We start from the raw sequence: 12,601 nt of genomic DNA, 5'->3' as shown, positions 1-12,601 counted from the left end.
TTCGGCTCTCCTGTCACGAAACATGGTGACAGGATGACCCTGCGGGCGGATTTCGTCCGGGTCACACGACCGAATAGTTCCGAAAAGCTCCGAAAAGATGCTATTTTTGCGCTATGGTGGGGAAACGGTTCGCATTCGGTCCGTTCGAGCTTAATCCGGAGGCGGGAACACTGCTCCGGCAGGGCGTTCCCGTTCCGGTTGGATATCGCGGCGTGCTGCTCTTGGCGGCACTGGTGGAACGGCCGGGCGAAGTCCTATCCAAGGCGACGCTGATGGACGCGGCATGGCCGCACGCGGCGGTCGAGGAAAGCAACCTGTCCGTCCAGATCGCCTTGCTCCGCAAACTGCTTGGGCCGGGGCCTGACAACGCCGAATGGATCGCGACCATCCCCCGGATCGGCTATCGCTTCGGTGGTACGGTTGATTGCCTCGACGCGGCCGCGGCCGTTGCCGATAGCGCCGAGGCCGGACCCTCGATCGCCGTGCTGCCCTTTGCCAACCTCAGCGACGACGCCGAGCAGCAATATTTCGGCGATGGCCTCGCGGAAGACATCATCACCCGCCTGGCGCGGCTGCGCTGGCTCTTTGTCTCGGCCCGCAACTCGTCTTTCACCTATGGCGGCAAGGCGGTCGACGTGAAGCAGATCGGGCGCGAGCTTGGCGTGCGCTATGTGCTCGACGGGAGCGTGCGCCGCTCCGGACAGCGTTTGCGGATCAACGCCAGAGTCAGCGACGCCGACACCGGTCGCCAGATCTGGGCGGAACGCTATGATGCCCAAATCGCCGATTTCTTCGCGCTTCAGGACGAGATAGCCGAGAGCGTCATCGGCGCCATCGAGCCCAGGCTCTACGTGGCCGAGCAGGAGCGTTTCCAGAGCCGGTCGCCGGGCAGTCTCGACGCATGGGGCTTCGTGATGAAGGCAATGCCCTATGTCTGGACCTGGGCCTCGCTGCCGGATTTCGAGATCGCAGAGCGGCTGCTCAAGAAAGCCATCGACATCGATCCCGATTATCCGCGCGCCAATTGCCTGATCGCCTGGGGCCTAGCGGCAAAGGCGATGCTTGGACTGGCCGATGCGGAAGCGGCCTTGCCGACCGCACACGACATGGCGCAACGGGCGATCCGCAGCGACCCGGAGGACCCCTGGACGCACTTCGCAACGGGCTTCGTGCACATGGCCTCACGCCGTTTCGATCCAGCCGTGAGAGCTTTGTCCGAGGCGATTACTCTCAATCCAAGCCTGGCCTATGCGCATATGATCCTTGGGTCGACCTATGCCTATGCGGGCATGCCCGACGACGGCCTGCACCATGTCGCGCTGGCCGACCGGCTGAGCCCGCGCGACTTCACGCAGGCGGGCAGCCTTTCCGTCATTGGCCTCTGTCATTTCATGGCCGGGCGTTATGCCGAGGCTGCCGAGTTCGAACGGCGTGCGGTCGATCTCAGGCAGAATTTTGGAACGGCCTGGCGCACATACGCCGCCTCGGCAGGCATGGCGGGCGATCGCGCCGCCGCCGCCCATGCGCTGGCGCAGACGCGGCGCCTGCATCCATCCGTGTCCGTGGATTGGGTCGAGAGGTACCACCCGATCGTCCACGAAAAGGATCGCGCGCGCTATATCGAGGGGCTGCGCATCGCCGGATTAGACTGACCGGCTGAGCGATCAACACAGATCGAAGCGGCATGGCACCCAGTGATCTGGGCTCGCCCTCAACTTCTCAATCCTGGCGCTTCCTGCCCCGTGCGCTCGACATATTCGGTATAGCCGCCACCATAGGTGTGGACGCCTTCGGGCGTCAGTTCCAGCACGCGGTTCGAAAGTGCTGCCAGAAAATGCCGGTCGTGCGAGACGAACAGCATGGTGCCCTCATATTGCGATAGCGCCTCGATCAGCATCTGCTTGGTGGCGATGTCGAGGTGGTTGGTCGGCTCGTCCAGCACCAGCAGATTGGGCGGGTCGAACAGCATCAGCGCCATCACCAGCCGCGCCTTCTCGCCGCCTGACAGCACGCGGCATTTCTTCTCGATCTCGTCGCCGGAAAAGCCGAAGCAGCCGGCGAGCGCGCGAAGCGGCGCCTGGCCGGCCTGCGGGAAATTGTCTTCCAGCGTCTGGAACACGGTGCGCTCGCCTTCGAGCAGCTCCATGGCGTGCTGGGCGAAATAGCCCATTTTCACGCTCGGCCCGCGCGCCACCGTGCCGGTGTCGGGGTCGGAAGCGCCTGCCACCAGCTTGAGCAGCGTCGACTTGCCGGCGCCGTTGACGCCCATGATGCACCAGCGCTCGCGGCGGCGGACCTGGAAGTCGAGCCCCTCATAGATGCTGCGGCTGCCATAGGCCTTGTGGACGTTCTTCAAGGTGACGACATCCTCGCCGCAGCGCGGTGCCGGCTGGAATTCGAAATTGACGATCTGGCGGCGCTTGGGCGGCTCGACGCGGTCGATCTTGTCGAGCTTCTTCACCCGGCTCTGCACCTGCGCGGCATGCGACGCGCGCGCCTTGAAGCGCTCGATGAAGGCGATCTCCTTGGCCAGCATCGCCTGCTGGCGCTCGAACTGCGCCTGCTGCTGCTTGTCGGCGATCGCCCGCTGCTGCTGGTAGAATTCGTAATTGCCAGAGTAGGCGGTGAGCGAGCCGGCATCGATCTCGACGATCTTGTTGACGATGCGGTTCATGAACTCGCGGTCGTGCGATGTCATCAGCAGCGCGCCGTCATAGCCCTTCAGGAATTGCTCTAGCCAGATCAGGCTTTCCAGGTCCAGATGGTTGGACGGTTCGTCGAGCAGCATGACATCGGGCCGCATCAGAAGGATGCGCGCCAGCGCCACGCGCATCTTCCAGCCGCCCGACAGCTTGCCGACATCGCCGTCCATCATCTCCTGCGAAAAGCCCAGACCGTCGAGCACCTCACGGGCGCGGCCGTCCAGCGCATAGCCGTCGAGCTCCTCGAAGCGATGCTGCGCCTCGCCATACTTCTCGATGATCTCGTCCATCCGGTCGGCCTGGTCCGAGTCGGCCATCGCCGCTTCCAGTTCCGCCATCTCGGCCGCGACATCGCTCACCGGCCCGGCGCCATTCATCACTTCGGCGACGGCGCTATGGCCTTCCATGTCGCCGACATCCTGGCTGAAATAGCCGATGGTGACGCCGCGATCGACCTGCACCTGGCCCTCATCCGGCTGCTCCTGGCCGGTGATCATGCGGAACAGGGTCGTCTTGCCGGCGCCATTCGGCCCGACAAGGCCAATTTTCTCGCCCTTCTGCAGGGAAGCCGACGCCTCTATGAAGACAAGCTGACGGCCGTTCTGCTTGCTGATGCTTTCAAGTCTGATCATGCGGTTTCCGGACTATGCCTGCGCTGAAAGGATTTGCCCGGCGCCTTACGCGAAGGACGGCGGCAAAGGAAGAGGCGCAAGCGCCGCAGCGCTTCACCCTCCCCCTTGTGGGGAGGGTCGGCACACCGGCATTGCGAAGCAAGGTCGGTGGGACGGGGTGGGGGTGCGGCGCCGACTTAAAAAGACCCCCACCCCGCTCCGCTGCGCGGAGCGACCCTCCCCACGAGGGGGAGGGTGAGAGCCAGACACACTTCAGAAACAAGATTCAACATGCGGGAAAAACTGAGGAAAACATCACCTGTCATAACCACCCTCGTAGCAACCGGACAGCGGTCGCCACACAACGCAAAGGGATGGTCCCGACAATGCAACGACGTTCGACCGGATGGATGGGTGCCCTCGCAGGCATTTCGCTCGCCATGCTTGCGGTCGCGCAATCGGGTGCGCAGGCGGCGGTTACCCGGAGCGAATATTGCAGCCGGCTCGGTTCTCAACTCGACGGAGCCATCCGGACCAAAGCCGAACCCGGTGCCAGCGCCAGCCAGATCGCCACGGCAGAGGCACTCCAGGACAAGGCCAACCGGTTTTGTGCCGAGCGTAAGGAGGCGCAAGGCATCCGGACCTACGCCAACGCCCTGAAACTTCTTGGAGTGACACCGGTCAACCTCGACCAGTGACAGCAACCATCAATCCGAAGGAAAGCCTATCATGAACAAGCCCCTCCTCTCCGCCCTGGGTCTCGCCATCGCGCTCGGCCTGGCCATGCCGGTTGTCGGCACCAGCACGGCCAACGCGGCCGCCACCACCGCCGCTGCGCCGACCACGGCTCCGGCTCCCGCCACGTCGACCACGGCTCCCGCCGCCGCTGCGTCGACTACGGCTCCCGCTGCCACGGCCAAGCCGGCCCAGGCTGCCGCGCACAAGCACCTCAAGAAGCATGTCAGGCACGGCAAGAAGCACCACCGGCATGTGAGGAAGCACGGCCACAAGCACGTCGCCAAGAAGCACACCCACAAGCGTACCCACAAGAAGCACGGCCACGCCAAGGCGGCTTGATCGCCAGCTTTCTTTCTGACTTCCTCCCGGGAAAAGGCCGCCATTCGCTGAAAAGCGAGGGCGGCTTTTTCTTGTGCGCAACAAGGCAAGTCAGATCCGCTGAAAGTGCGTCTAAACAGGCGCTTACGGCAATTCCACGATTCAGATCGTGAACCGCCTCAAGCCACCCCGAGTGCGGCCCGAACCTGCGGTCCGCTCATGCCGCTATCGAAGACGGCCGTGCCGGGATCGAAGCGCCGGGCTTGCGACAGCGGTCCGACCACGACCGGGTCAAAACCGGCGTCGCTCGCCAGCCGCACGGCAAGGGCAACGGCCTCTTCGTCATCGCCGGCGAGCGGAATGCCGATCCTGTCGCCGGCGCGGTGCGCCTGCGATTGCAGCGTTGTCCACATGACCGTGCTGAAGGCGCGAACCAGCTTCGCGCGCGGCAGCAGCAGCGCGACGGCGAAAGCCACGCCGTCCTTGCGGGCAAGTGCGGCGTCGCCGAAAGCGCCGTCGCGCGGCGGGTCGGGCACCGTGGCGTCGAGCAGCACCTTGTCGCCGAGCGCTGCACCGATTTCGGCCGCGACACCGGGCCAGGCCCGAAACGGGATGGCGGCCAGCACGACATCCGCGCCGGCAACGGCATCGAGCGCCGAGCCGGCCGTGGCCTTGCCGCCAAGGCCGGAAAGCATCGAGCGCAGCCGCTCGGGATGCCGCACGCCAAAGCTCACCTCATGTCCGGCCTGCGCCCACAGCCGTCCGACCGTGCCGCCGATCATGCCGGCGCCCAGCACTCCGATTCTCATCTTCGCCTCCTGTTCGCTCACCACGGCAGTCCTTTGCCGTCGCGGAAGAAGCCGCCGGTCGGGCCGTCGTCCGGCAAGGTCGCGGCCCAGACGATGCCGGCCGCCCCTTGCGCCACCGGGCGTCCGCCCGGCCCGCCCATTTCGGTGGCGACCCAACCGGGGCAGATGGCATTGACCAGCACGCCGGAGCCGCGCAGGTCCGCCGCCAGCACACGGGTCAGCGCATTGAGCGTCGCCTTCGATGTCGAATAGGCCGGCGCGCCCGCCCCCATCGAGGCCAGCGATCCACCTTCGGACGACACATTGACCAGTCTTCCATGACCGCTCGCCTTGAGCAGCGGCGCGAAGGCGGCCGCCACCCGCCAGGCGCCGAAGACATTGGTCTCGAACGCCTCGCGGATGACAGTCCAGTCCGGCCGCAAGGCGCGCGAGCCGGTATCGTAGTGGATGGCGGCATTGTTGATCAGCACGTCGAGCCGGCCGAACCGGCGCTCGACCTCATCGGCTGCCCTTGCAGCCGCGTCGGGTGCCGCGACATCGAGCGCGATGGCCTCGACGTGGCCGTCGAGCCCTTTCGCCGCGGCCTCGCCCTTGGCCAGATCGCGCACGCCGAGCAGCACGGTGAAGCCAAGTTTCGCCAACTGGCGGCCGGTCTCCAACCCGATGCCGCGATTGGCGCCGGTGACGATGGCGACTTTGTTGGGGTGTGTGGTCATTCTCGGATGCCTCTGTTTGTCGTCTCGGGGAAAGATGGCACAGGCCGAATTGGTTTGTTAGGCAGCGGAGATCGCAGTCATTGTGCGATCAAGCGCATGAGTGATCGAGCTGTCCGACGTCGCGTTCCGTCACGCCCCCCTCTGTCCTGCCGGACATCTCCCCCGCAAGGGGGGAGATTGGATGTTGGCTCCGCCTTCGCCAATCATCGACGTTGCAGGATAGAGCAGCGCGATTGAAGCTGCCGATCTCCCCCCTTGCGGGGGAGATGTCCGGCAGGACAGAGGGGGTGTTCAAGCGCCGAGGTTTCCGCAATTTGCCCTTCCCAAACCTCATGCCCGAGCAGGAATCGGGTGTCGCCAGACGTCTCGCCATGCGATCGTCCACCCATCACGAGGATCGGCCATGCTCACGCTTCACGATTATCTGCCATCGCAAAATGGCTGGAAAGTCCGGGTCCTGCTCGGCCTGCTGAAGATCCCTTGCGAGACCCGCCTCGTCTCGATTTTTGAGGGCGAGAGCCACACCGATGCCTTCCTTGCCCTCAACCCGGCCGGCGCGGTTCCTGTGCTCCAGCTCGAAAATGGCAGCGCCATCGCCGAGTCCAATGCGATCCTCACCTATCTCGCCGAAGGCACGCCTCTGCTGCCGTCGGACCGCTTCCGGCGCGCCAAGGTGATGCAGTGGCTGTTCTTCGAACAGTACAATGTCGAGCCCGTCATCGGCTCACTGCGCTTCTGGACCTTGACCGGACGGCTCGAACGCAACCACGCCATGGTTGCCGGCAAGCGCGAGGCCGGCGCCCGCACGCTGGCCGCCCTGGATCGCAGCCTTGGCGAGACGCCGTTCCTCACCGGAAACGACCTCACCATCGCCGACATCGCCATCTATGCCTACAGCCATCGTGCCGGCGATTGCGGCTTCTCGCCGGCGGACTACCCGGCATTCCTCGCCTGGACCGGCCGCGTGCGCGACGCCGTCGGCCAAGGCTATCCGATCCATCCCTACAGCATCGACCCGCATTCAGGCGGTTGAGAACTACTTTTTGCCCTGCGGATAGATCGTCTCGCCACGCTTCAGCATCGCCACGAAGGTCTCGATCTTCTTCTTGCGGCCGGCCTCGGTCTTCATGTTGTGGGTGCGGAAGGCGAGCGAGAAGCGGTTCTGCGCGCTGAGTTTTTCCAGCATCGCCTTCGCCGCCGGTTCGGCATCGATGGCCGCCTGCAAATCGTCGGGGATTTTCATCTCCTTGCTGCCGCCATAGGCGCGCGCCCAGCGCCCGTCGGCCTTGGCGGCTTCGACCTGTTTCAGCCCATGCCCGGTCATGCGGCCCTCCTCGACCAGCCGCGCGACATTGTCGATGTTGATCTTGCTCCAGATGCTCTTCTTGCCGCGCGGCGTGTAGCGCTGGAGAAAACTGTTCTCGTCCAGCCCCTTGCGCACCGCGTCGATCCAGCCGAAGCACAGCACGACGTCGATGGCCTCCTTCGGCGTGATCGACTTCAGTCCCGACCCGACCTTGTGCACCTTGATCCACACTTCGCTTTCGGTGGCGTGGTGCTGGCCGAGCCAGGCATAAAAACTCGCCGCGTCGGGGAATTCCCGGACCTTGTCCGGATCGACCTTGACCGGCGCCATCAGCGGGCCTGCCGGTTCAGAATCATTGTCGCTGGCGTCCCTGTCATCTTGCCTCCGTCATCCTGCGATTCCCGGCATCATGGCATCGCCCACCGTCAATTCCCGTCAGCAGTGAGGCACGGTGCCGCGAAATAGGGAACGCACCATACATCGCCGTGTTGCCGCTGGAGCGCAACCGACCAGATGGAGGAGCGCGACACGTCGCCACCGTGCTATAGGACCACAAATGCCAGGCTTGGGGGACATGCCACAATGAAATCTCTGCTCTTCGGCCTTGCCTTGCTGCTGCCGGGCGTGGCGCTGGCCGAACCGGTCGAAACCCGCAAGATCATCACCGCGCTGACCGGCGACTTCAACGGCGACGGCGCTCCCGACCTTGACATGGTGGTCGAGACCGGGCCGACCGACCCGATGGACATCCATTTCTTCCTCGGGGACAAGGAGCACAATTACCTCAAGCCCGTCGAAATCGTGCGCGAACAGATCGGTGGCGAGTGGAACGGTTACGACCAGCCGGGCTACGAGAACTCCGACACCGAGCCGGAACTGACGATGCTGCCCAACGGCTCGATCAAATTCTATCTGCCGGCGCCGGAGATCGGCAGCGAGCGCACCAACCAGACGCTGACCATCGCCTACCGCGACGGCGCCTTCATCGTTGCCGGCTTCGCCTACGATTCCGATGATTACCTGCAGGAGAATGCCGCCAGCACCTGCGACTACAATGTGCTGACCGGCAAGGGCACCAGCTCGAAGCAGCAGCCGGACGGCAGCACCAAGCACGAGACCGTGTCGACTGAAGGCCGGACCGTCGCATTCCGGGACTGGAACGCGGGCGACGCTTTCGCCGCTTGCCAGGAATAAGGGGCGCGCCCTGTCCCTCGGCCGGCTTCAGGCCGGTGGCGGCATTGCCGGTGTCAGCCCGTGGCGGCGCATGATCTCCATCATCCCAGCCTTGTCAGGCGGCCCGCCGGCAGCGGCGTTGAGCAAACCGAATGCCTCGCGGAAATAGTCGGGACCAATTGCCGCCGGCGTGATGACGCACAGCGCCTTGGCATCCCTTGTGCCATTATTGTCGAAGCGATGGACGGCGCCGCGTGGGATGCACAGCGCCTCCCCCGGCCCAACCTCGATTGGCTTGCCGTTCACGGTCCAGGTCAAAACCCCGTCAATGCCGTAGATCGTTTCCTCGTAATGATCGTGGCTGTGCGCCGGCGCGGGCAGGCGCTGCGCGCCCGGCACCATCAGTTCGAAGGTGGCGACGCTGCCGTTCGAATTTTCGCCCGACACCAGGAAACGGACCGACAACCCCTTGGTGCCGATGGTCTCGTTGGCCGGGTTGACCTGAAGATCCATGGCTGACATTGCGCAAACCCCTCCGGTAAATTACATTTACTAGTTATCTGTAAACTCAATTTACCGGATCGTCAATGGCCACCTCAGCCGAAGTCCTGCAGACCAAGACCACCGACCTTTTGATCGGCGCCCTGCTGCGCGTGCCGGCGCAGGCCATCCAGCGCCGGTTGATCAAGGAGCTCAACGCTGCCGGTTTCGACGAATTGCGTCTGCCGCACATGGCCGTGCTGCAGTTTCCCGGCCCGGACGGCGCGCGCCCCGGCACCATCGCCGAACGTGCCGGCATGAGCAAACAGGCGATCAACCAGCTGCTCAGCAGCCTCGAAGGCTACGGCTATATTGTCCGCTCCGACGGCGAAGGCAGCGCGCGCGTGGTGCACGCCACCGAACGCGGCCACGCTGCTTTCTGGAAGATGGTCGACATTTTGCGCGACATCGAGGAGGAGTGGCGCACCGAGCTTGGGCCGGAGCGCTTCGACCAGCTCAAAGCGCTGCTGTTCGCCGTCTGGGACAGCCCACTGGTGCGCTGACCGGAACCGCATTCATGTGCGGCATCATCGGCATTTCCGATGGCGCTATCGGTTTCTTCCGTTTCCTTCTCGGCACACCGACCTGCCAATTCCCTGCCCTTGTCCCGTCAAAGCAAAGGCAGAGCGAAATGAACCTTTCAAACCAGAAAATCCTGATCGTCGGCGGCGGCTCCGGCATGGGCCTGGCGCTTGCCAGGCGTTGCGTCGAGGCTGGTGCCACAGTCATCATCGCCGGGCGCAGCGAAGCAAGGCTGCGACAGGCACGCGAGGCGTTTGGCAATCCCTCCGGCCTGGAGGTAGCCGTCGTCGACATCGCCCGGGAAGACCAGGTCGCGGCGTTGTTCGCCGAGATCGGTGGGCTCGACCACATCGTCAGCACGGCGGCCGACATCGAGGGCGCCTACAGGCTGCTGCCGGAGCTTGACCTGAAGGCGGCGCAACGCATGGTCGACAGCAAGCTCTTCGGCCCGCTGCTGCTTGCCAAGCACGGCGCGCCACGGCTTGCCGCGAACGGCTCTATGACCTTCATCTCCGGCATCGCCGCGTATCGGCCGGCCGCGCGCGGCTCGGTCGTCGCCGCCGTCAACGCCGCGCTCGAAGGGCTGGTGCGGGCGCTTGCCGTCGAACTCGCGCCGATCCGCGTCAACGCCGTTTCGCCCGGCTGGATCGACACCACGATCTGGGCTCAGGTCGCCGGCGACCGCAAGGCCGAGATGCTGGCGGCGATGGCCGAGCGGCTGCCGGTCGGCAGGGTCGGCCAGCCCGAAGACATCGCCGACGCCATTTTCTTCCTCATCGGCAACGGATTTACCACCGGCACGACGCTGCATGTCGAAGGCGGGCACCGGCTGGTTTAGCTGGCGGCAGTCTTCGCCAGGGTGTTGTTTGGAAACAGTGCTTTGGAGCTATCCGCCGATTCAAGTTCTGAACCCGTCTCGAGACGTTCCGGCGCCAGCGTGTCCAGCGCGGCGGCGAGCAATTGCCTGAGCGCCGGCGGCTGGACGCGCCGGCGTCGCCAGATCATCGTCAGCGGTGCCGCCTGCATTCGGCCGGGCCATCGCAATTCCCTGAGGTCGCCGCGCGCCAGCGCATCGCTGACGGCGAGACGGGGAATGAGGCCGAGCCCGGCACCCGTCGCCACCAGCCGGGCAATGGCGCCGATGCTGCCGACTTCGGCCGCTGGTTTGGGCGGCGCCATATCCGCCTCGGCAAAGGCGGTGTCGAACATATGCCGGTAGACGCATCCGGGCTCCGTCGCCACGAAGCGCAGCGCGGCAAGGTCTGCCAGGTCGCGCGGCGCGGTGCCTTGTCCCGGAGCCGCGACCAGAACCAGCGGTTCGGCCCCTATCGCGCGCCTGGCCAGGCGTCCGTCGGCCGCGCCCTTCGCACCGTCCTGACGCTCGAAGCAGAAAGCGACGTCGATGTCGCCGTCCTCCAGCAAATGTCGCAGCGTGCCGCTGTCGGCCACCTTCATCCGCACGGTGATATCGGGATGGCCGGCCTGGAACCCTGGCAGCCAGGGCGCCAGACGGGCCGAGGCGATCGTCTCCAGCGCACCGATGGTCAGTGCCCCGCTAGTGCGCCCGGCAGCCGCCAGCACCGCCGCGCGCGCCTCGCCGTCGAGCCGCAGCAGCTCTTCGGCGATAGGCTTCAGCGCCAGCCCCGCCGGCGTCAGCTCCAAGCCGGACTTCGAGCGTGTGAACAGGGCAGCGCCCAGTTCGGCCTCGAGAGACTGGATCTGGTCGCTGACGCTCGATTGCGCGAGGTGAACCGCCTCGGCGGCGCGCGTGATGTTGCGGCTGCGTGCCACAGCGAGAAAGGTCTTGAGCAGTCTGGGATGCATCGCCCGGCCGACATCAGGCCTATTGCAGCTGCGGCTTCTTCAAGAAACTGCCGCGGTCGGCGGATTTGACGCGCAGCCAGGTTTCGCGGCCGTCGCGCACCACGCGCATCGGGATCTCGGCGCCGGCCGAGCCGCTGTCCCACAGCTTGCGATAGAAATCGGCGAGACCGTCGACCGCGCCGTCGCGCACCTCGGAGATAACGTCGCCCTGGCGCAGTCCGGCCTTGGCCGCCGGGCCGCCCTCCGTCACGCTCATCACCACCACCTTGCCGTCGCTTTCGGCCGACAGGGCGCCGAGCCACGGACGCGGCGGCTTGGCCACCTGGCCGCGCGTCAGCAGATCATCGAGGATCGGCGGCAACAGGTCGATCGGCACCACCATGTTGATATCGGCGACCTCGCCGGCGCGGCTCATCTGCAGGCGCAGCGAACCGATGCCGAGCAGCGCGCCATCGGCGCCGAACAGCGGCGCCCCGCCCCAGGACGGATGCGCCGGCGCGATGAAGATCGCCTCGTCGAGCAGATACTCCCAATAGCCGGCGAATTCCTGCTTGGTGACGATCTTGGCCTCGACCGCCCGGCCGATGCCGTCGGCAAGCACCACCGCGTCGCCGATCCTGGCCTTGCCGGCATCGCCCAGCGCCACCGCCGGCAGACCGGTTGGCGCCAGTGCCTGGACCAGGCCGAAGCCGGATTCCTGATCATAGGCCAGCGCATGCGCCGGGATGACACGGCCATCATGCGCGGTCAGCCAGACCTCCTCGGCCTCGGTGATGAGATAGCCGATGGTCAGCACCAGCCCGTCATTGCGGATGACGACGCCGCTGCCTTCCCTGAGCGTGCCCAGCGCACCGGCCGTGAAGGCATCTTCGGGAACGGTCGCGCGCACGGCAACGACGGAACGCGGATTGGGATTGATGGCCATGATTTTGTCCTGCGATGCAAATGCTTGGCGGCTTCTCTTATAGGTATGCCTCGGAGGGGATGGTGCAAGGTGCGCATCGATAGTTCTTGCCTTCTCCCGTTGCGGGAGAAGGTGGATCGGCGCGTAGCGCCGAGACGGATGAGCGACTATCTGAGGTGTCAAGTTGCATTTGCGAATTCGTTACGCGCGTCGCGTGCTTTTGCATTGAGAATGACGAGCGGCTTGCGGGCGAGCGCAATGCGGATGACCATTTTCTCCTTTCCGGCAGTCTGCAACCGTTGCTTGAAAGCTTTGGCAACGATGCTGGCAACGAGAAAGAGGACGCCGCGCGGCCCTGCCCGACCGCCGCGCACTGGTCTTCGACCGCTGCGCTTGCCACTGTCATTGGCGATCGGCGCCAGGCCGGCCAACTTGGCG

General features: G+C 65.2%; 15 protein-coding genes. 7 read left to right on the top strand and 8 right to left on the bottom strand.

Annotated elements, in window-relative coordinates; all coding sequences use genetic code 11:
- The first annotated feature begins 212 nt into the window (after positions 1-212).
- Entirely contained in the window at positions 213-1,652 is a 1,440-nt protein-coding gene (locus D3242_RS29575) for a winged helix-turn-helix domain-containing tetratricopeptide repeat protein (protein ID WP_167470470.1), read from the top strand.
- A 59-nt stretch (positions 1,653-1,711) separates the two neighbouring features.
- On the opposite strand, the gene D3242_RS29570 is transcribed toward D3242_RS29575, so the two are convergent.
- On the bottom strand, positions 1,712-3,334 hold the full coding sequence (locus D3242_RS29570) for an ABC-F family ATP-binding cassette domain-containing protein (protein ID WP_064981949.1): 1,623 nt from the start codon (positions 3,332-3,334) through the stop codon (positions 1,712-1,714).
- A 365-nt stretch (positions 3,335-3,699) separates the two neighbouring features.
- Here D3242_RS29570 and D3242_RS29565 point away from each other — a divergent pair, with 365 nt between their 5' ends.
- Both D3242_RS29565 and D3242_RS29560 read left to right on the top strand, forming a co-directional pair.
- On the top strand, positions 3,700-4,011 hold the full coding sequence (locus D3242_RS29565) for a hypothetical protein (RefSeq protein WP_027047092.1): 312 nt from the start codon (positions 3,700-3,702) through the stop codon (positions 4,009-4,011).
- Between the two features lie 31 nt (positions 4,012-4,042).
- Positions 4,043-4,390: a hypothetical protein gene (locus tag D3242_RS29560; RefSeq protein ID WP_064981951.1), complete on the top strand. Its 348-nt coding sequence runs from the start codon at positions 4,043-4,045 to the stop codon at positions 4,388-4,390.
- A 158-nt stretch (positions 4,391-4,548) separates the two neighbouring features.
- Here D3242_RS29560 and D3242_RS29555 read toward each other — a convergent pair whose 3' ends face one another.
- Together D3242_RS29555 and D3242_RS29550 are read right to left on the bottom strand one after the other, a co-directional pair.
- Positions 4,549-5,178 (bottom strand): NADPH-dependent F420 reductase, encoded by a 630-nt coding sequence (locus D3242_RS29555; RefSeq protein WP_032921199.1) that lies wholly within the window; start codon positions 5,176-5,178, stop codon positions 4,549-4,551.
- Positions 5,179-5,195: 17 nt separating this feature from the next.
- Positions 5,196-5,894, bottom strand: a complete 699-nt coding sequence (locus D3242_RS29550) for an SDR family NAD(P)-dependent oxidoreductase (RefSeq protein WP_064981953.1) — start codon at positions 5,892-5,894, stop codon at positions 5,196-5,198.
- 403 nt (positions 5,895-6,297) lie between these two features.
- Between D3242_RS29550 and D3242_RS29540 the strand changes: the two genes are divergently transcribed.
- Positions 6,298-6,927, top strand: a complete 630-nt coding sequence (locus D3242_RS29540) for a glutathione S-transferase family protein (protein WP_064981954.1) — start codon at positions 6,298-6,300, stop codon at positions 6,925-6,927.
- Positions 6,928-6,930: 3 nt separating this feature from the next.
- On the opposite strand, the gene D3242_RS29535 is transcribed toward D3242_RS29540, so the two are convergent.
- Complete coding sequence (locus tag D3242_RS29535; protein ID WP_019859500.1) at positions 6,931-7,530, bottom strand: YdeI/OmpD-associated family protein; 600 nt, start codon at positions 7,528-7,530, stop codon at positions 6,931-6,933.
- Positions 7,531-7,782: 252 nt separating this feature from the next.
- Here D3242_RS29535 and D3242_RS29530 point away from each other — a divergent pair, with 252 nt between their 5' ends.
- Positions 7,783-8,394 carry a hypothetical protein gene (locus tag D3242_RS29530; RefSeq protein ID WP_064981956.1) on the top strand — a complete coding sequence of 204 codons (612 nt, stop codon included), beginning with the start codon at positions 7,783-7,785 and terminating at the stop codon, positions 8,392-8,394.
- Between the two features lie 27 nt (positions 8,395-8,421).
- Here the strand turns inward: D3242_RS29530 and D3242_RS29525 are convergent, their stop codons facing one another.
- The gene (locus tag D3242_RS29525; RefSeq protein WP_064981958.1) at positions 8,422-8,895 is read right to left on the bottom strand and encodes a cupin domain-containing protein; all 474 of its coding nucleotides are present in this window, start codon (positions 8,893-8,895) and stop codon (positions 8,422-8,424) included.
- 65 nt (positions 8,896-8,960) lie between these two features.
- Between D3242_RS29525 and D3242_RS29520 the strand changes: the two genes are divergently transcribed.
- Positions 8,961-9,416 (top strand): MarR family winged helix-turn-helix transcriptional regulator, encoded by a 456-nt coding sequence (locus D3242_RS29520; RefSeq protein ID WP_019859502.1) that lies wholly within the window; start codon positions 8,961-8,963, stop codon positions 9,414-9,416.
- 128 nt (positions 9,417-9,544) lie between these two features.
- Complete coding sequence (locus D3242_RS29515; RefSeq protein WP_064981988.1) at positions 9,545-10,273, top strand: SDR family oxidoreductase; 729 nt, start codon at positions 9,545-9,547, stop codon at positions 10,271-10,273.
- Here D3242_RS29515 and D3242_RS29510 read toward each other — a convergent pair.
- The 3 genes from D3242_RS29510 to D3242_RS29500 all read right to left on the bottom strand — a co-directional run.
- Positions 10,270-11,259: a LysR family transcriptional regulator gene (locus D3242_RS29510; RefSeq protein WP_064981959.1), complete on the bottom strand. Its 990-nt coding sequence runs from the start codon at positions 11,257-11,259 to the stop codon at positions 10,270-10,272. The genes D3242_RS29515 and D3242_RS29510 overlap by 4 nt on opposite strands.
- Positions 11,260-11,278: 19 nt before the next feature.
- On the bottom strand, positions 11,279-12,184 hold the full coding sequence (locus D3242_RS29505) for a S1C family serine protease (RefSeq protein ID WP_019859505.1): 906 nt from the start codon (positions 12,182-12,184) through the stop codon (positions 11,279-11,281).
- Positions 12,185-12,342: 158 nt separating this feature from the next.
- A partial coding sequence (locus D3242_RS29500) for a transposase (RefSeq protein WP_147377506.1) occupies positions 12,343-12,601 on the bottom strand: 259 nt, incomplete at its 5' end.

This window comes from Mesorhizobium jarvisii, from assembly GCF_003601985.1.
Taxonomy (GTDB): Bacteria; Pseudomonadota; Alphaproteobacteria; order Rhizobiales; family Rhizobiaceae; genus Mesorhizobium; species Mesorhizobium jarvisii.
This window is presented reverse-complemented; position numbering and strand designations above follow the sequence as displayed.